Raw genomic sequence first — 24,882 nt, forward strand, 5'->3', positions numbered from 1 at the left:
GGCTCGCTCGGCCTGCTGCCGTCGGCCTCGCTGGGCGAAGGTCGACGCGGGCTGTACGAGCCAATCCACGGCTCGGCGCCGGACATCGCCGGGCAGGGCGTGGCAAACCCGGTCGGCGCGATCCTCTCCGCCGCGCTGCTGCTGCGCCACTCGCTGGGCCTGGAGGCCGAGGCGGTCGCGGTGGAATCGGCGGTGGAGCAGGTGTTGCGCCATGGTCCGCACAGCCGCGACATCGGCGGCGATGCCGGCACCGACGAGGTGCGCGATGCGGTGATCGCCGCGATCGACGACCACGCCGACACCGCCGCCGCGTTCTTCGCCGGAGCGCGCGCATGCGGCTGATGCCCTTACCCGGTTCCCCCAGCGGCCACACGGACGTGGCCGCGTTTTCTGCTGTCCCCTGCGCGCATGCGGCGCGGACGGTCCCTGCACGCCGCGACGGCGCCGACTCCCTGGCCGTCCCGTCGACCTCCCTCGCGCGCAGGGGGCGCTTTCTTATTCGCCGTCGATCGGCTTCATGGCGAGCACCCACCCCTCACCTCAGTTCCCTCTCCAAGGGGGAGAGGAGGCACATGCAAATGGCCGTCCATCGGAGCTTTCCTCATGCGCAGTGACCTGATCAAGAGCGGCCCCGACCGCGCCCCCGCCCGCGCCATGCTGCGCGCCACCGGCCTGGACGACGCCGCGCTGAGAAAACCACTGGTGGCGGTGGTGCACACCTGGTCGGATGTCTCGCCGTGCAACTTGAACCTGCGTGATCTCGCGCAGGCGGCGATGGCAGGCGTGCGTGCTGCCGGCGGCACGCCGGTGGAGTTCAACACCATCGCGGTCACCGACGGCATCGCCATGGGCACGCCGGGCATGCGCTATTCGCTGGTCAGCCGCGAGGTGATCACCGACTCGATCGAGGCGGCGGTGGAAGGCCACCTGTGCGACGCGATGGTGGTGCTGTGCGGCTGCGACAAGACCATCCCCGCCGCCGCGATGGCGATGGCGCGGCTGGACATCCCGGCGGTGGCGCTGTACGGCGGCACCATTGCGCATGGCCTGCACAAGAACCGGCCGATCACCATCCAGCAGGTGTTCGAGGCGGTGGGCGCGCATGGCGCGGGCAAGATCGACGACGCGGAACTGCGCGCGGTGGAATGCGACGCCTGCGGCGGCGCCGGCGCCTGCGGCGGCCAGTTCACCGCCAACACCATGGCGATGGTGCTGACCACGCTGGGACTGTCGCCGATGGGCCTCAACGACATCCCCGCCACCCATCCCGACAAGCTCGCCGCCGCGCGCCGCTGCGGCGAGCTGGTGATGGACTGCCTGCGCACCGGCCGCACGCCGCGCGCGCTGATCAACCGCGACTCGCTGGCCAACGTCGCGCGCATGGTGGCGGCCACCGCCGGCTCCACCAATGCGGTGCTGCACACCCTGGCGATCGCGCGCGAGGCTGGCGCCGAGTGGTCGCTGGAAGATTTCCAGCCGGCCACCGAGGCCACCCCGGTGATCGCCGATCTGCTGCCCTCCGGCCGCTACACCGCGGTGGAGATGTTCGACGCCGGCGGCGCCGCGCGCGTGGCGCAGGAGTTGATCGCCGCCGGCATGCTGATCGACGCGGCCACCGTCACCGGTCGCAGCCTGTTCGCCGAAGCCACCGCTGCGCCGCGTTTCGCCGGGCAGGAAGTCATCGCGCCGGTGAGCGCGCCACTGAAACCGCACGGCGGCTATTCCATCCTGTACGGCAACCTGGCGCCGGACGGCTGCATCCTGAAGATCCCCGGCAAGCACTCGGCCGGCCACGGCGGCACCCGCTTCGAGGGCAGCGCACGTGTGTTCGAGAGCGAGGAAACCGCCTTCGCCGCCGTGCAGGAAGGCCGCATCACGAAGGGCGACGTGGTGGTGATCCGCAACGAAGGCCCGGCTGGCGGCCCCGGCATGCGCGAGATGCTCGGCGTCACCGCCGCGCTGATCGGCCGCGGCCTGGGCGACGACGTGGCGCTGATCACCGACGGCCGCTTCAGCGGCGCCACCCACGGCTTCATGGTCGGCCACATCGCGCCGGAAGCGGCGCGCGGGGGGCCGATCGGCTTGCTCAAGGACGGCGACAAGCTGGTGATCGACGCGATCACCCGCGACATCAGCACCAACGCCGACCTCGCCGAACGCCGTCAGCACTGGATGCCACCCGCACCAAAGGTGACGCGTGGCGTGCTGGCCAAGTTTGCGCTCTTGGTTGGTTCGGCCTCCGACGGCGCCACCACTTCACCCACCGCAACCCCACAGGAAACGCCCTTCTCCCTCCGGGAGAAGTTGGCTCCAAGAGCCGGATGAGGGTACGGCACCGCCGCGACTTCTCATTACTACCGAACCCTCACCCCAACCCCTCTCACCCGCAAGGGGACCCCCTCAGGGTCGCCGCAGGGAGAGGGGCTCAATCAGGAGACACTACGTGAGTTCGCAAACTTCTAACCCCTTTGCCACATCCCGCATCGCCGTACTCGGCTACGGCAGCCAGGGCCGCGCGCATGCGCTGAACCTGCGCGATTCCGGCCTCGACGTGGTAGTCGGCCTGCGCCCGAACGGCCCGACCTGGCACAAGGCGAAAGCCGACGGCTTCAAGGTCGCCGAAGCGGCCGACGCCGTGAAGGGCGCTGACCTGGTCGCCGTGCTCACCCCCGACATGGTGCAGCCCGCGCTGTACAAGGGAGCGATCGAACCGAACCTCAAGCCCGGCGCGGCGTTGCTGTTCGCGCACGGCTTCAACGTGCACTTCGGCCAGATCAAGCCGCGCGCCGACATCGACGTGATCCTGGTGGCGCCGAAAGGCCCCGGCGCGCTGGTGCGCAGCGAGTACGAGCGCGGCCGCGGCGTGCCGTGCATCTGGGCGGTGCACCAGGACGTCAGTGGCCAGGCCGAGGCGAAGACGAAAGGCTACGCCGACGGCATCGGCGGCGGCCGCGCGATGATCATCCAGACCGACTTCAAGGAAGAGACCGAGACGGATCTCTTCGGCGAGCAGGCGGTGCTGTGCGGCGGCGCCAGCGAACTGGTGATCAAGGGCTTCGAGACCCTGGTCGAGGCCGGCTACCAGCCGGAGATCGCCTACTACGAGGTGATGCACGAGCTGAAGCTGATCGTCGACCTGTTCTACGAGGGCGGCCTGGCGAAGATGCTGCAGTTCGTCTCCGAGACCGCGCAGTACGGCGACTACGTCAGCGGCCCGCGGGTGGTCGACGCCGGCACCAAGGCGCGCATGAAGGAGGTGCTCCGCGACATTCAGGACGGCACCTTCGCGAAGAACTGGATCGCCGAGTACCAGGCCGGCCTGCCGAACTACAAGCGCCTGAAGCAGGCCGACCTCGAGCATCCGATCGAAGTCGTCGGCGCCAAGCTGCGTGCACGGATGCCATGGCTGCAGCCGAACGCCACACCCGCCACCGTCGCGCCGTTGAAGAAGGCCGGCTGACCTGCCCTCTGGCTCCTCCCCCTGCGCAGCAGGGGGAGGTTGGAGGGGGTTGCGCTTTTTGACCTCAAGATCAAGAGCGACCCCTCCCCGACCCTCCCCTGCGTTGCAGGGGAGGGAGCACGGCATCGAATCTTTGGGGATTTTCTCGTGAATGCACCCGCACTGAAAGCCGAAACCACGACCGACCGGCACCCGCTGGCCGGCCACAGCATGAGCGGCGCCGAGGTGATCGTGCAGGTACTCGCCGACGAAGGCGTCGGCGTGCTGTTCGGCTACTCCGGTGGCGCGATCCTGCCGGTGTACGACGCGGTATTCCGCCACAACGCCACCCACACGTGCGTCGACGGCTCCGCAGAGGAGGTACGCGAGCCGATGCGTCTGGTGGTGCCGGCCAACGAGCAGGGCGCCGGCTTCATGGCCGCCGGCTACGCGCGCGCGTCGGGCAAGGTCGGCGTGGCCATCGTCACCTCCGGCCCCGGCGCCACCAACATGGTCACGCCGGTGCGCGACTCGATGGCCGACTCGATCCCGCTGGTGGTGATCTGCGGCCAGGTGGGCACCGCGGCGATCGGCAGCGACGCGTTCCAGGAGGCACCGGTCAGCAACATCATGGGCGCCTGCGCCAAGCACGTGTTCCTGGTCACCGACGCGACGCAGCTGGAAGCGACCGTGCGCACCGCGTTCACTCTCGCCCGCAGCGGCCGCCCCGGCCCGGTGGTGGTGGACGTGCCCAAGGACGTGCAGAACGCCACGCTGGTCTGGCAGGGCCGCGGCGAGCTGGCGCTGGCCGGCTACCGCGCGCGGTTGCGCGCGGTGGAGCAGGCCGTGCTCGGCGACACCGACTGCGCCGCGTTCTTCGCCGCGCTGCTGCAGGCGCAGCGCCCGCTGATCTACGCCGGCGGCGGGGTGATCGCGGCGGAGGCCGCGGAGGCGCTGCGTGCCTTCGTCGACGCGTTCGGCCTGCCGGTCGCCACCACCCTGATGGGACTGGGCGGCTTCGACAGCACCGACCCGCTGGCGCTGCACCTGCTCGGCATGCACGGCACCGCGTACGCGAACTACGCAGTGGAGGATTGCGACTTCGTGCTGGCGCTGGGCGCACGCTTCGACGACCGCGTGGCCGGCGTGCCGGACAAGTTCGCGCCGCGGGCGAGGTTCATCGCGCAGGTCGACATCGACCCGGCCGAGATCGGCAAGGTGAAGCGCGTTGACTGGCAGCATGTCGGCCCGCTGAAACGCGCGCTGGAACGGCTCACCGCCTATGGCCGCGTGCACGGCCTGAAACCACAGCTCGCCGCCTGGCATGCGCACGTGGCCGAACTGAAGCGCGCGCACGCGATGAACTACGACCGCGAAAGCGCGCTGGTCCTGCCGTACGCGGTGATCGAGGCGATCAACCGTCACGCGCAGGGCCGCGCCGTGGTCAGCACCGGCGTCGGCCAGCACCAGATGTGGGCAGCGCAGTACTTCGACTTCCGCGCGCCGCGGCACTGGCTCACCTCCGGCTCGATGGGCACGATGGGGTTCGGCCTGCCGGCGGCAGTCGGTGCGCAGTTCGCGCATCCGCACAAGCTGGTGATCGACATCGACGGCGACGCCAGCATCCGCATGAATATCGGTGAGCTGGAAACCGTCACCACCTACGGGCTGCCGATCAAGGTGGTGGTGCTGAACAACGTCGGCGACGGCATGGTGCGGCAGTGGCAAAAGCTGTATTTCAAGGGCCGCTTCGCCGCCTCGGACAAGAGCCTGCACAAGAAGGATTTCGTGCTTGCCGCGCAGGCCGACGGCTTCGGCTGGGCGCGGCGGCTGGAACGCGTGGATGAACTGGAACCGGTGATCGCCGACTTCCTCGCCTACCCCGGCCCGGCGTTCCTGGAAGTGATGATCGACCCGGACGCCGGCGTGTATCCGATGGTCGGCCCCGGCGCCAGCTACGCGCAGATGATCACCGGCGATTTCATTCCCGCGCGCGCGGCAGCGGCTGCACGCAAGGACTCGCCGTCGCACATGTTCTGAGCTTTTGATTTTTCCCTTCTCCCCTTGGGAGAAGGTGGCCCGAAGGGCCGGATGAGGGCACGGGCGGGCGTCGATACCTCGCTCCGCCCGCACCCTCACCCGCCTGTCGGCACCCTCTCCCGAAGGGAGAGGGTTTCACCATCGGAGTCCTGCCATGAACCACACCCTGTCCATCCTGCTGCAGAACGAAGCTGGCGCGCTGGTGCGCGTGGCCGGGCTGTTCGCCGCGCGCGGCTACAACATCGACACGCTGACGGTGACGGCCACGCACGACCCGGCCGTCTCGCGGCTCACGCTGAGCCTGCAGTGCGACGAAGCGGCACTCGGCCAGATCCTGCAGCAGACGCGCAAGCTGGTCGACGTGCTGCAGGTGGCGCACCCGGCCACCGCGCTCGCCGCATGAGCGCAGTCGCCCCGCTCGACGCCGACGACGGACTGCTGGCGCAGATCCGTGCCGCGCGCGTGTACGAGGTGGCGCAGGTCTCGGCGCTGGAAGCGGCGCCGCTGCTCGGCGAGCGGCTGGGCCGGCCGGTGCTGCTCAAGCGCGAGGACCAGCAAAGCGTGTTCTCGTTCAAGCTGCGCGGCGCGTACAACCGCATGCTGCAGCTGGATGCGGCGCAACGCGCGCGCGGCGTGGTCGCCGCCTCCGCCGGCAACCATGCGCAGGGCGTGGCGCTGGCCGCGGCCAGGCTGGGCATCCGTGCCACCATCGTGATGCCGGTGACCGCGCCGCCGGTGAAGGTGGACGCGGTGCGCCGCCTCGGCGGGGCGATGGTCGAGCTGCTGCTGGCCGGCGATTCCTACAGCGACGCGCAGGCCGCCGCGGCGCAGCTGCAGGCCGAGCGCGGCGCGGTGTTCGTGCACCCGTTCGACGATCCGGCGGTGATCGCCGGCCAGGGCACCATCGGCCTGGAGATCCTTCGCCAGCATCCGGGCCCGCTGGAGGCGGTGTTCGTGCCGGTAGGCGGCGGTGGCCTCGCCGCCGGCGTGGCCGCGTGCATCAAGGCGCTGCGGCCGGAAGTGCGCGTGATCGGCGTGCAGGCGGCGGATTCGGACGCGATGGCGCGCTCGCTGGAAGCCGGCGAACGCGTCACGCTGGAGGAGGTCGGCCTGTTCGCCGACGGCACCGCGGTGAAGCAGGTCGGCGCGCCGACCTTCGCGCTGTGCCAGCGGCATCTCGACGCCATGCTGCGGGTGGACGCCGACGCGATCTGCGCGGCGATCCGCGACATCCACCAGGACTGCCGCAGCGTGGCCGAGCCCGCCGGCGCGCTGGCGCTGGCCGGGCTGAAGCAGTACGCCGCCGCGCACGCGGGCGGCGGCGCGCTGGTGGCGATCGTCTCCGGCGCCAACATGAACTTCGACCGCCTGCGCTTCGTGGCCGAACGCGCCGAGCTGGGCGAGCAGCGCGAGGCAGTGTTCGCGGTGACCATTCCGGAGGAGCGCGGCAGTTTCCGCCGCTTCTGCGCCACGCTGGGGCGCCACGCCATCACCGAGTTCAACTACCGCATCGGCGACGCGCGGCAGGCGCACATCTTCGTGGGCGTGCAGATTGCCCGCCGCGGCGAGCGCGAGGCGCTGGCCGCGGCGTTCCGCGCGCAGGCGTTCGACGTGCTCGACCTCACCGACGACGAGCTGGCCAAGCTGCACCTGCGCCACATGATCGGCGGCCGCTCGCCGCTGGCGCGCGACGAGCGGCTGTACCGCTTCGAGTTCCCCGAGCGGCCCGGTGCGCTCACCGACTTTCTCGGCCGGCTGCATCCGGACTGGAACGTCAGCCTGTTCCACTACCGCAATCACGGTGCCGACCACGGCCGCATCCTGGTCGGCCTGCAGGTGCCAGCGACCGAGCTGCCGCTGCTGCGGCAGTTCCTGGCCGCGCTCGGCTATCCACACGTGGACGAGAGCACGCACCCGGCCTACCGGCTGCTGCTGCGCGATTGACTCAGGGCTTGTGAAGAAAACCACTTCCCGTGGTTGCCTTCAGTCGCAAGTCCGGTACACGCCCGGACTCGCTCACATGAAACAGTCACTGGCGTGCCTGTTTCATGTCCGGACATCGGGCAACCGCTCCCTGCGTTGCCTCAACTCGGGCATCCGTACCCTCGCCATGCCCTCGCCGCGGCCGGCTTGAGAGGTTCAATACAACCTTTCAGAACAGGTCGATGCTGCCCGGCGCCATTCCCTGCCCCAGCAGGCCGCGCGCGCTCAGACTCTCGTAGCCGTAGACGCCGTTGCGACCGTGTTGCTTGGCGTAGTACAGCGCCTTGTCGGCACGGTCCAGCGCGCTGGACGGGTAGTCGTGGCGACCGACACCAGCGTAACCGATGCTGACGGTGACGCTGCCCACCTGCGGAAACACGTGCTCGGCGATGCGCTGGCGGAAGCGCTCCAGCACGGCGTGCACGACGGCCTCGCCGGCCGCGCCGAACAGGATCACGAACTCCTCGCCGCCAAAGCGGAACAGCACGTCGCTGCGACGGAAGCAGGCGCGCATCTGCTGGGCCAGCAGCAGGATCACCTCGTCGCCGTAGATGTGTCCGTAGGTATCGTTGATGCGCTTGAAGTGGTCGATGTCGAGGATCGCCAGCCACACCTGCGGCGGCTCCCCGCCAGGCTCGCCGGGCGAGCCGTTGGCCGGCGGCAGCGCCATGCGCAGCGTCCGCTCGTGCAGCAGCCGCTGCAGCTGGCGTTCCAGGCTGCGCCGGTTGTACAGGCCGGTCAGCTTGTCGTGCTCGCTTTCGTGCAGCAGCGCGGTGTAGTTGGCGTAGATGCGGGCGAAGCCGTCGGTGAGCGGTCGGCTGGTGGCTGGCGGCAGGTCGCTGTCCAGCTGCAGCGCGCCGATCGCGCGACCGTCGCACAGGATCGGAACCACCAGCCGATGGCGGCCCTGCACCGTTTCCGTCTGCGCCTCCAGCCGATGCATGCAGCGGTACAGTAGCTGCAGCGTCGGATCGACCTCGTCCAGATCGTCCTCCTGCAGCTGGTAGACGCCCTGCGCGTCCGGCGCGCAGCGCACGATCGCCTCCACGGACGCGCCGTCGATCGTTCGCTTGGCCAGCACCACGCGCGCCGCCGAGGTCAGTTCGGCCAGCGAGAGCACCAGGCTGTGGTCGAGCGCGCCGATGTCGCGGTGGTGGGTGAGCGAGGCCACCGAATCGAGCAGACGCGAGTGCACGAACGAGTTGGTCATCGCCGATTCCGCGGCCGGTGGGGACGCGTCGTCGTCGAGCGCCGGCGCATCGGACGACAGCGGGAGGTCCTCCTCGCTGGTTTCGTATTCGGCCATCGTGGCTCCGACGCCGACGACTTCGGGCTGCGGCGCATGCTTGGCGTTACCCCGAACGGTTTCGCCCACCCGCCATATCGGCCGTGGCGCGGCGAACTTTAGAGCCACCGCGCGGTTCGCCCTGGCACGGCGCGCTAGACTTCGCCGCATGGCTCCCCCTTCCCGCAAACGCCAGCAGCGCCCTGCCGCGCCCTCCCTCGCCACCCGGCCGCGGCCCGCTGCGGCGAAACCCGCCGCCCGTGCGGCGCAGCCGGCCGACAGTTCGACCCGCGCCACGCGGGTGCTGGACTGGCTGCTCAAGAAGCTGCCGGCGCACCATCGCGCCAAGGCGCGCGACTACCTGGTGCTGACCCGCATGGATCGCCCGATCGGCGCGCTGCTGCTGCTGTGGCCGACCTGGTGGGCGCTGTGGCTGGCGGCCGGTGATTTCCCACCGTGGCAGCTGCTGCTGATCTTCACTCTCGGCGTGTTTGCGATGCGCGCGGCCGGCTGCGCGATCAACGACTACGCCGACCGCAAGCTCGACCCGCTGGTGAAGCGCACCGCCGGGCGGCCGCTCGCCAGCGGCCGGGTGACGCCGCGCGAGGCGCTCATCGTGTTCGGCGCGCTGCTGGCGTTTTCCTTCGTGCTGGTGCTGTTCACCAACAAGCTGACCATCCAGCTGGCGTTCGCCGGCGCCGTACTGGCGGCGATCTACCCGTTCACCAAGCGCTGGACCTACCTGCCGCAGGTGGTGCTGGGCGCGGCGTTCGGCTGGTCGATCCCGATGGCGTTCGCCGCGGTGACGCACGCGGTGCCGCCGCTGGGCTGGTTGCTGTTCATCGGCAACATCCTGTGGACGGTGATCTACGACACCGAGTACGCGATGGTCGACCGCGACGACGATCTCAAGGCCGGCGCGAAATCCACCGCGATCCTGTTTGGCGACGCCGACCTGCCGATCCTCGGCATGCTGATGGGCACCTTCCTGCTGGCGATGCTGTTCGTCGGCCAGCGCGCCGCGCTGGGCTGGCCGTACTGGCTGGCGCTGCTGGCCGCCGCCGCGCTGTTCGCCTATCAGCTGTGGCTGATCCGCGGGCGTCAGCGCGACGCCTGCCTCGCCGCGTTCCGCCACAACAACTGGCTGGGCCTGGCGCTGTGGATCGGCATCGTGCTGGCGCTGGCGGTGCGCTGAGAGGGCACCGGATCGGCAGCAGCGGTCAGCGGGGATGCTGCACCAACACGTAGTTCCCGGGCTTCGTCGCCGGTGCGACAGACCAGCCCGGCGCCAGATCGATAGTCCAGCCCTTGCCTTCGAGATGCGCCCCCTGGGTCACCGTCGGAGCGGACAACGCGGCGCGACTGAAGTCCGGCGACACCAGCACGCCGCCCGCGCTCACATCCAGGGTGCCCCATCGCGCGATGGCGTGGAACGTGCTGTAGACCATGCCGTTCGCGCCCAACGCCACCGCGGTGCTGGGGTTGAAATTGAAACGGCCCAGCGCCGTCAGCGAAAGCGTTGGCCCATCGACCAGGGCGGCACGGTACTGCGCCTGCAGGGCCTTCTCGCGGGCGGCGCGATCTGCCAACACCACGCGCAGCCCGCTTGCGCCGTAAGCCGCGGCACGCGACTCGGCCGATTCTTGCGCGGCGTCGTGCAGCGTCGATGCCAGCATCGCGCCCAGGTCGGAATGCTCGTTCAGCGTCTTGCGCCATCCGGGCATGCGTTCGTCCAGCAACCGACCATAGGCCGGCCCCGACATGAAGGCGGAAAGGCGCGAGAAGGAAATCTCGGCGTCGGGATGGATCAAGTCGGCCGCCGCATGCCAGCGCGCCGCTGCGACATCCGGTTCCGCAACCACGATGCCAGTGTACTGGGCAGTGCCTTCCACGATCTCCATGGCGGCTTCCGTCGCCGCCGAACCGGGGAACAACGCTTGGCGGTGGTCGCGGAAGGTCAAGGCGTCGCGGATGGTCTGAACCTGCGCAGGGCCTGATTCGATCAGGGCTGCGGCGAGTGCGCGCCACTCCAGCCGCAACCACAGCCGCCCCTGCTCGGCATCGAGCTGCGGGTTCGCGGTGGCGTTCGCTGCAATATGCAGCTCCGGCTGGATGCGATGGAACATCTCGTGCGCCAGCGTGACCGAGCGCGTCATGGCGTCCTGCGGCAGGGCCGGCAACCTTAGCTGGGTCCAGCGCACGCCCTCCCATTCCGTGGGGGCGTCGGAAAGGACCACATCGTTGGGCAGCGTGCCGACATAGACCCCGTCCGAGGACCGCAGCAGATGCCGGGGATCCGGCTGGTTGGCGATCACGGCCCGCGTAGCGGGGATCACCAGCAGCATCCGGCCGTAGAGCGGGAGACCCCACAGACGGCCGGCGTCCCTGGCGGAGACGCCTTGCGCATCCGCGAAGACGGATTTTGCGTGCGCGATCTCGGCTGGCATCGGCGACGCGGCCAGCGCCGATGCCGGCACAAGCAGGAAAGAAACCAGCAATGTCACGAGCAGCGACCTGCGAATCCACCTTGCAACTGACATGGCAAACGTCCTCCGTCACTCCGCCACCGACCGGTGCTCCGCAAGCGCAGGGCACAACCCCGGCCCGAAGCTGATCCAGCGTGGTCACGCCACCGGTATCCGGCCTGCCCGATCCCGCGTCGCCTACGGTGACAAGCGGCACAGATCCTCGTACTCATCGCGCGTCTGGACCACAGGCAAGGCGAATACCAGGGCGAGGTAGACCAGCACCACGATGCCGCCGGTGAAAACCGCGCCCAGGATGAAGATCGTCCGTACCCAGTCGACGCGGATGCCCGAACGGATGGCCAGTCCGGTACAGACGCCGCCGATCCAGCTGCCCTGCGCGATACGGCAAAAGGGCCGTCGCCGCATCGGCGACTCGTGGCGATCCGGGCCATTGCCGCTGCCTGGATCGACCGTGCCGACTTGTCCAAGCACCGCGTCGACCTCGTTGCCGGCAATGACCCGGCCGCCGGATGGCGACAACGCCGCGAACCTCTCGCCTATCGACTGCTCGAGATCGCGAAGTACTTCCTCGCGATCGGGATCGCCCCCAAGCCTCGAACGTGCGCGCTCGAAGTAGGAGCGCAAGGACCGGTAGCCTTCCTCGTCCAGCAGGAACGTCGTCGTGTGGCCGCTCAAGCCGACATGGATCATGGTTTGCATGGTGGTGTACCCAGCTCGTCGATCAGACGCGTCAAAGATTTCCAGTACGCCCGGAACGCAGCCAGCTGCCTGCGGCCGTCCGGCGTGAGCCGGTAATACTTCCGCGGCGGACCGGCCTCGGATTCCTGCCACTCGTACTCAAGCAACCGCTCGCGCCGCATCCTGCTCAGGAGCGGGTAGAGGGTGCCCTCCTTCGTGGCGAACTCGGTGTCGCCCAGGCGCTGCAGGATGTCGGCGGCATAGATCCTTCCCGACGAAACGACGGCCAGGACCACGAACTCCAACAGCCCCTTGCGCAACGCGCCGGATTTACCTGCATCCATCTCACATACTACCTTTTTTGAAAAAGGTACTTGTGCGCAGACATGAAGTCAAGGCATTTGCCGAGGCCGGCCGCCGCGATGACATCGGTCCGCTTTCCACCATGGCAACGGTTGATGCAGGACATCCCGCGGCCTGCGCGATCCATCTGCACCACGACGCGGATCCGTGCACATGCGACGGCAGCTTCCGGCCAGGGACGCTCCAGACCACGGCGACATCCCGATGACTGCCTTCAATTGCGCGGCGCCGGCGCTTCGGTGACCTCCATATGACGACAAGCTTGCCGCGACGCGTGATTTGGACGTCCAAATTTCAACATTGTCACGCAACAGCCTGACTGACTGTCACAGGCTGCCCCTAGGCTGCACGCCATCAGAGCCTGTGACGGAACCAGGGAAATCCACCGGCAGGGATGCCTCTGCGCGAAACCCGTGCCGCCTCGCGGGTCCACTCCCGGTGGAACGCATGCGGCGCCAGGTCGCGCACGTTTCCCGCACGGCTCCGCGATCTCCCCGTCCCCGGAGCATTCAACTTGCGTACTTCCCTCATCAGCCGATCCGTCGGCATGGCCCTGCTTGGCAGTCTGTCGCTCGGCCTCGCCCTTTCCGCCCACGCCCAGGAGCGCACGCCTGCCGAAGCGGACGCCACCACCGCCTCCACCGACAAGGCCAAGAACCTCGACAGCGTGGTGGTCACCGCACGCTCCGGCGTGGAGACGCGGACCAAGGCCGAGACCAGCTACTCGATCACCACCATCGACGAGGACCGCCTGCGCATGCAGGCGCCGACCTCGGTGACCGAGGCGATGAAGTCGGTGCCCGGCTTCTGGGTGGAGGCGTCCGGCGGCGAGGCCAGCGGCAATATCCGCGCGCGCGGCATTCCCGTCGACGGCTTCGGCTCGGTCAATCTGCTGGAGGACGGTATCCCGGTGCAGCACGATCCCGCGCTGGGCTACCTCAACGCCGACCAGGCGTTCCGCCTGGACGAGACGATCGAACGGATCGAGGTGGTGCGCGGCGGCCCCTCGTCGGTGTTCTATTCGAATGCGCCGGCCGGCGCGATCAACTTCATCCCGCGCCGGGTCGGCGACACGCCGGACGGCCTGGTCAAGTACACCGTCGGCGACTATGGCCTGCAGCGTGCCGACTTCTGGTACGGCACGCCGGTCGGCAACGGCTGGAAGCTCGGCGTGGGTGGCTTCTACCGCAAGGACGACGGCATCCGCGACCCGGGCTTCGACGCCAACGACGGCGGCCAGATTCGCCTGAACCTGGCGAAGGATTTCGAACACGGCCGCTTCAGCGTCGACCTCAAGCACATGGACGACAAGGTCGCGCTGTACCTCGGCATCCCGATGCGCACCTACCCGAACGGCAAGATCAAGGCCGTGCCCGGCTTCGACGGCAATTTCGGCACCATGGCCGGGCCGGAGACCGAGCACGTGCTGATGAAGCAGGGCAACGGCAGCCTGTACAACTTCGACAACAGCGTGGGCACGCACGTGAAGCGCGACCAGCTCACGCTGAAGTTCGACCATGACCTCGGCGCGGGCTGGAAGCTGGCCGAGTCGATGCGCTACAGCGACACCAAAACCCAGCGCAACGGCGTGTTCCCGAACTCGCTGATGAGCGCGGACAAGTTCCTGACCCAGGCCAAGCAGTTCCAGCCGGCCGGTGCAGCCGGCCTGCAGCTGCGCTACGTCGACAACCCCGCACAGGTATTCGACAACAAGAACCAGAACGGCAACGGCCTGGTGGTGATCGGCGGCCTGCGCGGCGTGACCATGCCGGTGCAGGAGTTCATCAACGATACCCGGCTGCTGCGCAAGTTCGACCTCGGCGGGCAAAGCCACGACGTCACGTTCGGTTACTACTACGCGCACTTCAACCAGGACTTCAGCCGCTACTCCTCCACCGCCCTGCTCGACGTGCGCGACAACGCGCGCCTGCTCGACCTGGTCGCGGTGGACGCCGCAGGCCAGCCACTGGGCACGCTCACCGACCACGGCATCTATCGCTACGGCTACGAGTGGGAGAACGCCAGCGGCAGCTCGGCGACCCATGCGTTCTACCTGTCCGACGAATGGCAGGCGACCGACGCATTGCGCATCGACGGCGGCGTGCGCTGGGAGCGCGTGAACACCAAGGGCTGGGTCGAGCAGAAGCAGACCGTGAACCTCGGCACGCTGGCCACCTCGCAGATCCAGACCGGCACCGGCCAGACCGTGTCGTACGACCACAGCTTCAGCAAGCCGGGCTGGACGCTGGGCGCGAACTGGCAGTTCTCCGAGCGCTCCGGCGTGTTCGCGCGCTGGACCTCGGCGTTCCGCCTGCCGAACCTGAGCAGCTACATCACCAACGCGACCGCCACGCCGATCATCCAGACCATGAAGCTGGGCGAGGTGGGCTACAAGTATTCCGAGCGCCAGCTCGACCTGTACGCCACCGCGTTCTACACCAAGTACGACAACGTCGGCTTCAGCAACTACGTGTTCAACCCGAACAACAACACCTCGGTCGCGCAGCAGGGCTACGCCAGCACCAAGACCAAGGGCCTCGAACTCGAAGGCACCTGGTTCCCTACCCGCTGGTTCGACGTGCAGCTCACCGCCACCTGGCAGGACCCGCAGTACGAAGGTCTGCGCTACACCGACAAGAGCAGCACCGGTCCGATCCTGCGCGACTACACCGGCAACCAGCTGATCCGCGTGCCGAAACTGAGCTACCGCGTGGTGCCCGGGGTGAACCTGCTGGACGGGCAGCTGCGCCTGCAGCTGGCGTACGAGCACGAGGGCGAACGCTACGTCGACACCGCCAACTCGGTGCGGCTGCCCTCCTACGACGTGTGGAGCGCCAGCGCACGCTACGACGTGTCGCCGGCGTTCTCGGTGTACCTGTACGCCGACAACCTCACCAACTCGCTGGGCCTGACCGAGGGCAACCCGCGCGCCGGCGAACTGCAGAGTGCGGACGCGGGGGCGAACACGTTCATCGCGCGGCCGCTGCTGGGCCGTTCGTACCGTGCCGCGGTGATGTACCGGTTCTGAGTCGTGCGGCCGGGCGGCTTGCTGCCCGGCCGATTCGTCGCGCTGAAGGCTCCGTCCGCCACATCCCACCAACTGACCCAAATCCGGCGCGCACAGCTGCCGGGTGCCGCGAGCGCCCGCCAGCCATGAACCCGCCAATGGAAATCCGCCATGAATCCGCGCCTGCATCCCCGCCTGCTTCATCTCCTCGCCGGCCTGCTGCTGGCCGGCCTGACGCTGCTGCTCGGCAAGGTCCAGGCCGCGGGTCAGGGGCCTGGGCACGAGCAGCCCGACCTGGTCCTGCGCGGCGAACTGGATGGCCGCGATCACCAGACCTACCGCATGCTGCCGTTCGAGGTGCCCGCGGGCACCAACCGCGTCACCGTGCAGTTCGACTACAGCGGTCATGACGACGAGCGCACCACCATCGACCTCGGCCTGCTCGGCCCCGACGGCTTCCACGGCCAGGACGGTTTTCGCGGCTGGACCGGTGGCTCGAAAAAGCTGTTCACCGTCGCCGTCAGCGACGCCACGCCATCGTTCCTGCCAGGTGCAATTCGCGCGGGGCGGTGGACCCTGCTGCTGGGCATCCCGAACATCCGCAAGCACAGCCGATCGCACTACACGGCAAACATCTGGTTTGGCCGTCCGGACGATCCCGCGTGGGAGCCGGCCGTGCTGAACCCGCCGCTGCGCCGCGAGGCGCGCTGGTACCGCGGCGACCTGCACATGCACGACGCGCACAGCGACGCCAGCTGCGCCGCGCAGTCCGGCCAGCGCGTGCCCTGCCCGCTGTTCCTCACCGCCGAGGCGGCGGCTCGGCAGCGTCTGGACTTCATCGCGATCACCGACCACAACACGGTGTCGCAGGCGAACGCGATGCGCGAGCTGCAACCGTACTTCGACCGGCTGCTGCTGATCCCCGGCCGCGAGATCACTACCTTCAGCGGCCACGCCAACCTGTTCGGCACCAACGCGCCGGTGGACTTCCGCATCGACGGCCGCCAGGTGAAGGACTGGAACGCCTTGCTGCGGCAGATCGCGCCGCTGCAGGGTCTGCTCTCGATCAACCACCCGGTGCGTCCCAGCGGCGAAACCTGCATGGGCTGCGGCTGGACCGCCACGCCGCCGATCGACATGACGCAGGTACAGGCGATCGAGATCGTCAACGACAGCGATGCGGGTACCGTGCTGTCCGGCGTGCCGTTCTGGGAACAGCAGCTCGCGCAAGGCTACCGACCCACCGGCATCGGCGGCAGCGACAACCACGATGCCTCGCTGACGGTGGCGAAACCCGGCTCCAGCCAGGTCGGCCGACCCGCCACGGTGGTGCACGCGGCTGAGCTGTCGATGCCGGCAATCCTGGCCGGCATCCGCGCCGGCCACGTGTTCGTCGACGTGGAGGGCAGCCGCGACCGCCTGCTGGAACTCGAGGCACGCAGCGGCGACCAGCGCGCCACCATGGGCGACGCCCTGCACGCCGCCGCGGGCGCGCGGATCCGCTTCGAAGTGCACGCCGTCGGGGTCGGCGGGAAACGACTGGTGGTACTGCTCGACGGCAAGCCGTTCAAGCCCACCGTCGATGCCGCGATCGGCAGCGCCGACCAGCGCATCGACTTCGACTGGACCAGCGACGGTCGCATGCACTGGCTGCGCGCCGAGGTCCGCGACGACGCCGGCCAGCCCCTGCTGTTGGGCAACCCGGTCTATCTCAACCCGATGCGCCGCTGACCCGCGGCGACGGCGCGCGCGCCAACGCCCAGACGTCCACCCGCTGCACGCCGGCGCGGCGCAGCACGCGGGCACACTCGGCCAGGGTGGCGCCAGTGGTCATCACGTCGTCGAGGATCGCCACGTGCGCGGGCAGCGCCACGCCCTCGCGCAGGGCGAACGCGCCGTGCACGTTGCGGCGGCGGGCGAGCGCGTCGAGTTCGGTCTGCGCCGCGGTGGAACGCCGGCGCAGCAGCGCGTCGTGGCGCAGCGGCACGCCGGATGCACGCGCCAGCGAGCGGGCCAGTTCCAGCGCCTGGTTGTAGCCGCGCCGGCGCAGGCGGCTGTGGTGCAGCGGCACCGGCAGCAACAGCTGCGGCAGGCGGATCGGGCACGGCTCGCGCTGCCACAGCTGGGCCAGCACGCGGCCGGCCGCCAGATCGGCCTGGAACTTGTAGCGCGATTCCAGCCGGTCCAGCGGCCAGCCGTAGCGGAATGGCGCCCACGCCGCATCCCACGGCGGCGCGCGGCGCTGGCACTCGCCGCACAAGGCTGCCGGCGCGGCCAGCGGCAGCGCGCAGCGCGCGCAGCAACTGCGGTTGCGCGGCAGTTCGGCCGCGCACTCGGCGCACAGGTCGGCGCCGGCGGTGCCGGGCGCGCCGCACAACAGGCAGCGCCATGGCAGCAGCCACCGCCGCAGCGCTCGCCAGGGTTGCAGCAGGCTTGGCTGATCCATCCGTCCTCCCCATGTTCCGCCGGCATGGTAGCGGTAAGCCGCGTACGGGATATCACCCTGCGCCCATATTGGCGACGTACACTGCAAGGCTGTCGCTCCGCGACGCCTGCTTGCAGCTGCAACTTCATCCACCTGGGAGGTTCCCATGTCCGTACCCGACGGCGGCAAGTCCGCCCCATCCACCTGGCCGGCCGTCGCCGGCACCGCGCTGCGCGTGGCGTTCGGCCTGATCTGGGCGGTGAGCGCCGCGCTCACCTGGACGTCCGACTTCGCCAGCCACTACGTGGGCTACCTGCACAACGCCGCCACCGGCCAACCGGCCTGGTCGGCATGGTGGTTCGACCTGTGGATCGGCCTGGTGACGCCGCACGTGGGCTTCTTCGTGTGGGCCACGCGCATCGCCGAAACGCTGCTGGCCCTGGCGCTGCTGCTGGGCTTCGCGCGCAAGATCACCTACGTGGTGGGCATCCTGTTCAGCCTGTTGATCTGGAGCACGGCGGAGGGTTTTGGCGGCCCGTACTCGGTGGGCGCGAACAACATCGGCGCGGCGCTCAGCTACGTGCTGATTTTCGTGGCGCTGATCGTGATCAATCTGCGCGCCGGCCCCAGCCCCTACAGCCTGGATTACCTGATCGAGCGCCGCTGGCCCGGCTGGCGCCGCGTGGCCGACTGGAACGACAAGCTCCCGCTGGCCGACGTGCATCCGCTGCCGTGGCGCGTGCAGGGGCCGGCGCTGGCCGGCGTGCTGATCCTGGTGGCGCTGCTGCTGGCCGGCCTGCACAGCGCGTTGAACGTGCGCTCGTCCAGCCCGCAGGCCGCCGCCGCCGCAGTGACACCGCTGTCGCTGGCCTCCAGCCAGCCCATCGAGAAAGCCCGCGACGCCCGCCTGCCGCCGCTGCAGCCGGGCGACAGCGTGGACGTGCACATCATCTCCAGCAACGACAGCGTGGAGATCGCCAGCGGCGTGCAGTACCAGGCCTGGACCTTCGGCACGACCGTGCCCGGCCCGGTGATCCATGTGCGCCAGGGGCAAACGGTGAACTTCACCCTCACCAACCGCGGCACCATGCAGCATTCGATCGACTTCCACTCGGCGATCACCCCGCCCAGCCTGCACTACGTGGACATCATGCCGGGCGAGTCGATCACGTTCTCGTTCGTGGCCAAGGTGCCTGGCGCGTTCCTGTACCACTGCGGCACGCCGCCGGTGCTGCTGCACATCGGCAACGGCATGTACGGCGCGATCATCGTCGACCCGGCCACGCCATTGCCGCCGGCCGCGGAAAGCTACGTGCTGGTGCAGGGTGAGTGGTACACCCAGCAGGTGTCCGGCCAGCTGATGGCCGGCAACTACGAGAAGATGCAGCAGATGCGCCCCGACGAGGTGGTGTTCAACGGCGCGGCGTTCCAGTACCGCGACCACCCGCTCACCGCCAAGCCCGGCGACCTGGTGCGCCTGTACGTGGTCAACGCCGGCCCCAGCCTGTGGAGCGCGTTCCACGTGATCGGCGCGATCTTCGACAAGGTGTATCCCGGCGGCAACCCGGCACAGGCCATCGACGGCGTCTCGACCTACTCCGTCGGGCCCGGCGAGGGCGCGGTGTTCGACCTGAAGCTGGACGAAGCCGGCCACTACCCGTTCGTCGACCACGCGATGGCGCACATGCAGCTGGGCGCGCAGGGCGTGCTGCTGGTGGGCGGCCCGAACGAGACGGCGGCCAAGCCGCCGGTGAGCAAGGCGCCAGCAGCAGCCGCGCCCGCCACGCCGCCGCCGGCGGCCGCCAGCGGTCCGTACAAGTTCGACCCGGCTCGCGGCGCTTCGCTGTACGCCGCCAACTGCGGGGCCTGCCACCAGGCCACCGGCCTGGGCCTGCCCGGCGCGTTCCCGCCGCTGAAGGACAACGTGGCAGTGCTGGACGCCAACCCGGCCAAGCACATCGAGGTAATCCTGAAGGGGCTGCAGGGCCAGGTGATCAACGGCACCAGCTACCCCACCGCGATGCCTCCGTTCGCCGCCGCCCTGAACGACGCAGACATTGCCGACATCGCCAACCACGAGCGCAGCTCATGGGGCAATCAGGGCAAGCCGGTCACCGCCGAGCAGGTGAAGGACGCGCGCGGCAAGTAACCCCGGCGTGGATGAGTCGAGGAAAGGCGGCCTGCGGGTCGCCTTTCCGTTTGCGGCCGCCGCGCGGCGTCACCTCGTCAACCAGTCAGCATGTAGAAGAGTTGACGACAGAGGTCGGCCCGCCCAAACTCGCCGGCTCTGCCACGGAGCCCGCCATGCCCGAAGCCGCCATCCGCCACGACTGGACGCGCGAGGAAGTCGCCGCGCTGTTCGCGCTGCCGTTCAACGAGCTGCTGCATCGCGCGCACGGCGTGCATCGCCAGCACCACGACCCGAACGCGGTGCAGGTGTCGACCCTGCTGTCGATCAAGACCGGCGGCTGCCCCGAGGACTGCGCCTACTGCCCGCAGGCGGCGCGCTACGACACCGGTGTGGCGGCGCAGAAACTGATGGATACTGACGACGTGCTGCAGCGCGCCCGCGCCGCCAAGGCCGCCGGCGCCAGCCGCTTCTGCATGGGCGCAGCCTGGCGGGGGCCGAAGGACCGCGACATCCCCAAGGTCGCCGCGATCGTGCGCGCGGTGAAGGGTCTGGGCCTGGAAACCTGCGCCACCCTGGGCCTGCTCGGCCACGGCCACGCGCAGGCGCTGAAGGACGCCGGCCTCGACTACTACAACCACAACCTCGACACCGCGCCGGAGTTCTATGGCGAGATCATCCACACCCGCGAATACCAGGATCGACTGGTCACGCTGGCACAGGTGCGCGACGCCGGCCTGAAGACCTGCTGCGGCGGCATCGTCGGCATGGGCGAGACGCGCGAGCAGCGCGCCGGCCTGCTGCAGGCGCTGGCCAACCTCCCCGAACACCCGCAGTCGGTGCCGATCAACCAGCTGGTGCCGGTGCCCGGCACGCCGCTGGGCGGCGCCGAACCGATCGATCCGTTCGAGTTCGTGCGCGCGATCGCGGTGGCGCGGATCCTGATGCCGCTGTCGATCGTGCGCCTCTCGGCCGGCCGCCAGCAGATGGACGACGCAGTGCAAGCGCTGTGCTTCTTCGCCGGCGCCGGCTCGATCTTCTACGGTGAGAAGCTGCTCACCACCGGCAACCCGGATGTGGAAGCGGATCGCGCGCTGTTCCGCCGGCTCGACCTGCATCCGCTGGAAGTGACCGCGAGCATGGGCACCGTGCACGCGGACATCGTCGACAGCGAAACCAACAGCTGCGGCCACGGTTGCGGCTGCAGTGCTGCAGCTTAAGAGCACCCCACCACCCCAACCCTCCCCTGCTCACCCTGTCGGGGTGAGCAGGGGAGGGAGCAGAGCGCGCAGCTTTGGTCCGGTCCCTCCCCCAGCACAGCAGGGAGAGGTCAGGAGGGGGTGCTCTTCACCCCGCGCCGAGCACTGACCCATGCCCCGCCCTGACCTCCTGCAGCGCCTCGCCAACCACACCGCCGAACGTACGCGCACCCGGCTGCTACGCCGCCTGCACACGATCGACCTCGCCGACGGCCCGTGGCTGGAGAGCGGCAGCCAGCGTCTGCTGTCGTTCTGCAGCAACGACTACCTCGGCCTGGCGCAGCACCCGCAGCTGGTTGCCGCACTCACCCGCGCGGCGCGCGAGGAAGGCGTCGGCAGCACCTCGGCGCATCTCATCTGCGGCCACCGCCGTGAACACGCCGAGCTGGAAGAGGCATTGGCCGTCTGGACCGGGCGCGAGTGCGCACTGCTGTTCTCCACCGGCTACATGGCCAACCTCGGCGTGCTGCAGACGCTGCTCGCAGGCGGCGATGTCTGCGTGCAGGACAAGCTCAACCACGCCTGCCTGCTCGATGGCGCGAAGCTCAGCGGCGCCGGGCTGAAGCGCTACCCGCACGCCGACGTGGACGCCGCCGCGCGCCAGCTGGCGGCGAACCCCGACGCTGCGGCAATGCTGGCCACCGACGGCGTGTTCAGCATGGACGGCGACGTCGCGCCGCTGCGCGAGCTGGCGCAGCTGTGTGCACGCGAGCGCGCCACCCTGATGGTCGACGATGCGCACGGCTTGGGCGTGCTCGGCGCGCACGGCGCCGGCAGCCTCGACGCGGCAAACCTGGGCCAGCACGAGGTGCCGCTGCTGATGGCCACGCTGGGCAAGGCGCTCGGCTGCAGCGGCGCGTTCGTGGCTGGGCCGGCCGCGCTGATCGAGGGGTTGATCCAGTTCGCGCGCCCTTACATCTACACCACCGCGATGCCGCCGGCGCTGGCCGCCGCCGCGCTGGAGGCGGTGCAGCTGGCGCAGGCCGAAACGTGGCGGCGCGACAAACTCGCCGCGCTGATCGCGCGTTTCCGTCGCGGCGCGGCCGAACTCGGCCTGCCGCTGGCGCCCTCGCCCAGCGCGATCCAACCGCTGCTGCTGGGCGGCGCCGAGACCGCACTGGCGGCGGCGCATGCGCTGGAACGGCAAGGCGTGCTGGTCACCGCGATCCGCCCGCCGACCGTGCCTGCCGGCCAGGCGCGGCTGCGCATCACGCTGTCCGCGGCGCACGAGGAAGCCCACGTCGACCGGCTGCTGGGCGCGCTGGAAACGCTGCACCTGCCGGCCTCGCTCCGAGCGCCCGGCGACGACCACGTATAATCGCCGCCTGCTCCGCCGATTCCCCCGCATGTCGATCGTCAACATCTCCGCCTACAAGTTCATCAGCCTGGACGACCTGCCCGCGCTGCGCGAGCGGCTGTTCGCGCGCTGCGAGGCGCTGGCGCTGAAGGGCACGATCCTGCTGGCGCCGGAGGGTATCAACCTGTTCCTCGCCGGCAGCCGGGCGCAGATCGACGGCTTCCTGGCCACGCTGCACGACGACCCTCGCTTCGCCGACCTCGCGCCGAAGGAATCGCTCTCCGCCACGGTGCCGTTCGGCCGCCTGCGCGTGCGCCTGAAGCGCGAGATCATCACCATGCGCCTGCCCGCGATCCGCCCGGAAGGCGGCCGCGCGCCCGTGGTGGACGCGCTTACCCTGCAGCGCTGGCTGGACCAGGGCCGCGACGACGAGGGCCGCGAAGTGGTGCTGCTGGACACCCGCAACGACTACGAGACCGATGCCGGCAAGTTCGCGCAGGCGGTCGACTACCGCCTCGCCAGCTTCACCGGCTTCCCCGCCGCGATCGCCGCCGACCGCGCGCGCTACGAAGGCAAGACCGTCGTCTCGTACTGCACCGGCGGCATCCGTTGCGAGAAGGCCGCGCTGCACATGCATGGGCTCGGCATGGAGCACGTCTACCAGCTCGACGGCGGCATCCTGAAATACCTCGAACAGACCAACGGCGCGCACTGGCAGGGCGACTGCTTCGTGTTCGACGGACGCGGCGCCGTGGACAAACGGCTGCTGCCTGCGCAGGGCACCAACGCATGAGCCTGTTCGTCGACCGGCGCGGCCAAGGCCCCGTGCCGCTGGTGCTGCTGCACGGTTGGGCAATGCACGGCGGCGTGCTGGCGCCGCTGGTCGAGGCGCTGGAAACGCAATGCACCATGTACGTGGTCGACCTGCCCGGCCACGGCCGCTCGCGCGACTGCGGCCTGACGCTGGAGCCGCGTGCGTGTGCCGCGGCGATCGCCGGGCTGACGCCGCCGGCGTTCTGGCTGGGCTGGTCGCTGGGCGGCACCATCGCGCTCACCGCCGCGCTGGAACTGCCGCGGCAGGTGCGCGGCCTGGCGATGCTGTGCGCTACACCGAAATTCGTGCGCGACGCCGGCTGGCCATACGGCGCCGACGACCAGTTGGTGCATCAGTTGGCCAGCGACCTGGAAACCGACTACCACGCCACCATCGAGCGCTTCCTGGCGCTGGAGGCGATGGGCAGCGCCGACCCGCGCGGCGAACTGCGCCACCTGCGCGAGCTGGTGTTCACCCGCGGCGAACCCGACCTGCGCGTGCTGCAGGAAGGCATCCGCATCCTGGAAAGCAGCGACCGCCGCGCCGCCCTGCCCGACCTGGCCGTGCCCAGCGCCTGGATCAGCGGCCGCCGCGACCGGCTGGTGCCGCCGCGGGCGATGGCCTGGTCGGCCAGCCAGTGCGCCGGCCAGTACACCGAAATCCAGCAAGCCGGCCACGCGCCGTTCTTCGGCCACGCCGACGCGGTGGCGCAGGCGCTGCAGCCGCTGCTGTTTCCTTCTTCCCTTGAGCAGGTTCGATGAGCGACTTTCAACTCGACCAACAGCGCGTGCGCCGCAACTTCAGCCACGCCGCCGGCAGCTACGAACAGCACGATGCGCTGCAGCGCGAAGTGGGCGATGCCCTGCTCGAACGGCTGGGCTTCTACCTGGAAACGCCGCTGCGCGTGGTCGACGTCGGCGCCGGCACCGGCCGCGGCAGCGCGCTGCTGAAGCAGAAATACCCCAAGGCCGAGGTGATCGCGGTCGACCTGGCGTTGCCGATGCTGCGCGCGGCGAAGCAGCACAACAGCTGGCTGAAACCGTTCCGCCGCGTCTGCGCCGAAGCCACCCACCTGCCGCTGGCCGACCACAGCGTGGACGTGCTGTATTCCAACCTGTGCTTCCAGTGGGTCGACGACCTGCCGGCGCTGTTCGGCGAATGCATGCGCGTGCTCAAGCCCGGCGGCTTCATGGCGTTCTCCAGCTTCGGCCCGGATACCCTGATGGAGCTGCGCGCGGCCTGGGCCGAAGCTGACCAGGAGCCGCACGTGGGCCGCTTCCTCGACATGCACGACGTCGGCGACGCGATGCTCAACGCCGGCCTGCGCGACCCGGTGCTGGACGTGTTCCGCTACACCCTCACCTACAGCGAGCCACGCAAGCTGCTGGAAGAACTGCGCGGCCTGGGCGCCACCAACGCCGACCGCGCACGTGCCCGCGGCCTCACCGGCAAGGCGCGCTATCGGCGCATGCTGGCCGCGTACGAAAGCATGCGCCGGGACGGGCGCATTCCGGCCACCTGGGAAGTGGTCAGCGCGCACGCCTGGGGTCCGCCAGTCGGCCAGCCGCGCCGCGTGCCCGGCGGCGAAATCGCCACCTTCTCGATCGACAGCCTGCGCGGCTCGCGGCGGCGCTGAGTCGCGAGGCGGCTTTCGGCAGCCGGGAAACCCGGACCA

The 24,882-nt window shown here is 69.6% G+C and carries 20 protein-coding genes; 15 read left to right on the top strand and 5 right to left on the bottom strand.

The genetic code is table 11. The annotated features are described in order from the left end of the window. The 6 genes from UUA_RS11135 to ilvA form a co-directional block, all read left to right on the top strand. Positions 1 to 342, top strand: a 342-nt coding sequence (locus UUA_RS11135; protein ID WP_008436888.1) for an isocitrate/isopropylmalate family dehydrogenase, incomplete at its 5' end; no start/stop codon positions are given. A gap of 261 nt (positions 343 to 603) precedes the next feature. Then, a complete protein-coding gene (ilvD, locus tag UUA_RS11140) occupies positions 604 to 2,325 on the top strand; it encodes a dihydroxy-acid dehydratase (RefSeq protein WP_008436889.1) in 1,722 nt (573 codons plus the stop codon). Between the two features lie 118 nt (positions 2,326 to 2,443). Then, positions 2,444 to 3,460: a ketol-acid reductoisomerase gene (gene ilvC, locus UUA_RS11145; RefSeq protein WP_008436890.1), complete on the top strand. Its 1,017-nt coding sequence runs from the start codon at positions 2,444 to 2,446 to the stop codon at positions 3,458 to 3,460. A 210-nt stretch (positions 3,461 to 3,670) separates the two neighbouring features. Next, positions 3,671 to 5,479 (top strand): biosynthetic-type acetolactate synthase large subunit, encoded by a 1,809-nt coding sequence (ilvB, locus tag UUA_RS11150; RefSeq protein ID WP_235605823.1) that lies wholly within the window; start codon positions 3,671 to 3,673, stop codon positions 5,477 to 5,479. 154 nt (positions 5,480 to 5,633) lie between these two features. Further along, positions 5,634 to 5,882, top strand: a complete 249-nt coding sequence (ilvN, locus tag UUA_RS11155) for an acetolactate synthase small subunit (RefSeq protein WP_008436893.1) — start codon at positions 5,634 to 5,636, stop codon at positions 5,880 to 5,882. Further along, on the top strand, positions 5,879 to 7,423 hold the full coding sequence (ilvA, locus tag UUA_RS11160) for a threonine ammonia-lyase, biosynthetic (protein WP_008436894.1): 1,545 nt from the start codon (positions 5,879 to 5,881) through the stop codon (positions 7,421 to 7,423). The genes ilvN and ilvA overlap by 4 nt, the downstream gene beginning before the upstream one ends. A 208-nt stretch (positions 7,424 to 7,631) precedes the next feature. Here the strand turns inward: ilvA and UUA_RS11165 are convergent, their stop codons facing one another. Further along, complete coding sequence (locus UUA_RS11165; protein ID WP_008436895.1) at positions 7,632 to 8,768, bottom strand: GGDEF domain-containing protein; 1,137 nt, start codon at positions 8,766 to 8,768, stop codon at positions 7,632 to 7,634. 280 nt (positions 8,769 to 9,048) lie between these two features. On the opposite strand from UUA_RS11165, the gene ubiA reads away from it, so the two are divergent. Further along, the gene (gene ubiA, locus UUA_RS11170) at positions 9,049 to 9,942 is read left to right on the top strand and encodes a 4-hydroxybenzoate octaprenyltransferase (RefSeq protein ID WP_008436896.1); all 894 of its coding nucleotides are present in this window, start codon (positions 9,049 to 9,051) and stop codon (positions 9,940 to 9,942) included. 25 nt (positions 9,943 to 9,967) lie between these two features. Here ubiA and UUA_RS11175 read toward each other — a convergent pair whose 3' ends face one another. The 3 genes from UUA_RS11175 to UUA_RS11185 form a co-directional block, all read right to left on the bottom strand. Next, positions 9,968 to 11,251, bottom strand: coding sequence for a hypothetical protein (locus UUA_RS11175; protein WP_008436898.1), 1,284 nt, complete (start codon positions 11,249 to 11,251; stop codon positions 9,968 to 9,970). Positions 11,252 to 11,410: 159 nt separating this feature from the next. After that, on the bottom strand, positions 11,411 to 11,935 hold the full coding sequence (locus tag UUA_RS11180) for a PspC domain-containing protein (protein ID WP_039953854.1): 525 nt from the start codon (positions 11,933 to 11,935) through the stop codon (positions 11,411 to 11,413). Next, positions 11,923 to 12,258, bottom strand: a complete 336-nt coding sequence (locus tag UUA_RS11185; RefSeq protein ID WP_008436900.1) for a PadR family transcriptional regulator — start codon at positions 12,256 to 12,258, stop codon at positions 11,923 to 11,925. Before UUA_RS11185 ends, UUA_RS11180 begins: the two co-directional genes overlap by 13 nt. 533 nt (positions 12,259 to 12,791) lie before the next feature. Between UUA_RS11185 and UUA_RS11190 the strand changes: the two genes are divergently transcribed. Both UUA_RS11190 and UUA_RS11195 read left to right on the top strand, forming a co-directional pair. Continuing rightward, the gene (locus UUA_RS11190; protein WP_235605864.1) at positions 12,792 to 15,305 is read left to right on the top strand and encodes a TonB-dependent receptor; all 2,514 of its coding nucleotides are present in this window, start codon (positions 12,792 to 12,794) and stop codon (positions 15,303 to 15,305) included. A 150-nt stretch (positions 15,306 to 15,455) separates the two neighbouring features. After that, positions 15,456 to 17,015 (top strand): CehA/McbA family metallohydrolase, encoded by a 1,560-nt coding sequence (locus UUA_RS11195; protein WP_008436902.1) that lies wholly within the window; start codon positions 15,456 to 15,458, stop codon positions 17,013 to 17,015. On the opposite strand, the gene UUA_RS11200 is transcribed toward UUA_RS11195, so the two are convergent. Next, positions 16,996 to 17,730 (bottom strand): ComF family protein, encoded by a 735-nt coding sequence (locus tag UUA_RS11200; protein ID WP_008436903.1) that lies wholly within the window; start codon positions 17,728 to 17,730, stop codon positions 16,996 to 16,998. The two genes, UUA_RS11195 and UUA_RS11200, sit on opposite strands and share 20 nt — an antisense overlap. Positions 17,731 to 17,875: 145 nt before the next feature. Here UUA_RS11200 and UUA_RS11205 point away from each other — a divergent pair, with 145 nt between their 5' ends. From UUA_RS11205 to bioC, 6 genes are all read left to right on the top strand, one after another. Beyond that, complete coding sequence (locus UUA_RS11205; protein ID WP_008436910.1) at positions 17,876 to 19,858, top strand: multicopper oxidase domain-containing protein; 1,983 nt, start codon at positions 17,876 to 17,878, stop codon at positions 19,856 to 19,858. A gap of 155 nt (positions 19,859 to 20,013) precedes the next feature. Then, entirely contained in the window at positions 20,014 to 21,057 is a 1,044-nt protein-coding gene (gene bioB, locus UUA_RS11210) for a biotin synthase BioB (protein WP_008436911.1), read from the top strand. Positions 21,058 to 21,208: 151 nt separating this feature from the next. Then, a complete protein-coding gene (bioF, locus tag UUA_RS11215) occupies positions 21,209 to 22,414 on the top strand; it encodes an 8-amino-7-oxononanoate synthase (protein WP_008436912.1) in 1,206 nt (401 codons plus the stop codon). Between the two features lie 28 nt (positions 22,415 to 22,442). Continuing rightward, positions 22,443 to 23,186, top strand: a complete 744-nt coding sequence (locus UUA_RS11220) for a sulfurtransferase (protein ID WP_008436913.1) — start codon at positions 22,443 to 22,445, stop codon at positions 23,184 to 23,186. Then, the gene (gene bioH, locus UUA_RS11225) at positions 23,183 to 23,968 is read left to right on the top strand and encodes a pimeloyl-ACP methyl ester esterase BioH (RefSeq protein ID WP_008436914.1); all 786 of its coding nucleotides are present in this window, start codon (positions 23,183 to 23,185) and stop codon (positions 23,966 to 23,968) included. Before UUA_RS11220 ends, bioH begins: the two co-directional genes overlap by 4 nt. Then, positions 23,965 to 24,843 (top strand): malonyl-ACP O-methyltransferase BioC, encoded by an 879-nt coding sequence (gene bioC, locus UUA_RS11230; RefSeq protein WP_008436915.1) that lies wholly within the window; start codon positions 23,965 to 23,967, stop codon positions 24,841 to 24,843. Before bioH ends, bioC begins: the two co-directional genes overlap by 4 nt. Positions 24,844 to 24,882: the final 39 nt, after the last annotated feature.

The organism is Rhodanobacter thiooxydans LCS2 (assembly GCF_000264375.1).
Classification (GTDB): domain Bacteria; phylum Pseudomonadota; class Gammaproteobacteria; order Xanthomonadales; family Rhodanobacteraceae; genus Rhodanobacter; species Rhodanobacter thiooxydans.

Bases quoted from the DNA above. Each gene is read 5' to 3' on its own strand.
- ilvD (WP_008436889.1), top strand. From the start codon at position 604: ATGCGCAGTGACCTGATCAAGAGCGGCCCCGACCGCGCCCCCGCCCGC.
- ilvB (WP_235605823.1), top strand. From the start codon at position 3,671: ATGAGCGGCGCCGAGGTGATCGTGCAGGTACTCGCCGACGAAGGCGTC.
- ilvN (WP_008436893.1), top strand. From the start codon at position 5,634: ATGAACCACACCCTGTCCATCCTGCTGCAGAACGAAGCTGGCGCGCTG.
- ilvA (WP_008436894.1), top strand. From the start codon at position 5,879: ATGAGCGCAGTCGCCCCGCTCGACGCCGACGACGGACTGCTGGCGCAG.
- UUA_RS11165 (WP_008436895.1), bottom strand. From the start codon at position 8,768: ATGGCCGAATACGAAACCAGCGAGGAGGACCTCCCGCTGTCGTCCGAT.
- UUA_RS11180 (WP_039953854.1), bottom strand. From the start codon at position 11,935: ATGCAAACCATGATCCATGTCGGCTTGAGCGGCCACACGACGACGTTC.
- UUA_RS11185 (WP_008436900.1), bottom strand. From the start codon at position 12,258: ATGGATGCAGGTAAATCCGGCGCGTTGCGCAAGGGGCTGTTGGAGTTC.
- UUA_RS11195 (WP_008436902.1), top strand. From the start codon at position 15,456: ATGAATCCGCGCCTGCATCCCCGCCTGCTTCATCTCCTCGCCGGCCTG.
- UUA_RS11200 (WP_008436903.1), bottom strand. From the start codon at position 17,730: ATGGATCAGCCAAGCCTGCTGCAACCCTGGCGAGCGCTGCGGCGGTGG.
- UUA_RS11205 (WP_008436910.1), top strand. From the start codon at position 17,876: ATGTCCGTACCCGACGGCGGCAAGTCCGCCCCATCCACCTGGCCGGCC.
- bioB (WP_008436911.1), top strand. From the start codon at position 20,014: ATGCCCGAAGCCGCCATCCGCCACGACTGGACGCGCGAGGAAGTCGCC.
- bioF (WP_008436912.1), top strand. From the start codon at position 21,209: ATGCCCCGCCCTGACCTCCTGCAGCGCCTCGCCAACCACACCGCCGAA.
- UUA_RS11220 (WP_008436913.1), top strand. From the start codon at position 22,443: ATGTCGATCGTCAACATCTCCGCCTACAAGTTCATCAGCCTGGACGAC.
- bioH (WP_008436914.1), top strand. From the start codon at position 23,183: ATGAGCCTGTTCGTCGACCGGCGCGGCCAAGGCCCCGTGCCGCTGGTG.
- bioC (WP_008436915.1), top strand. From the start codon at position 23,965: ATGAGCGACTTTCAACTCGACCAACAGCGCGTGCGCCGCAACTTCAGC.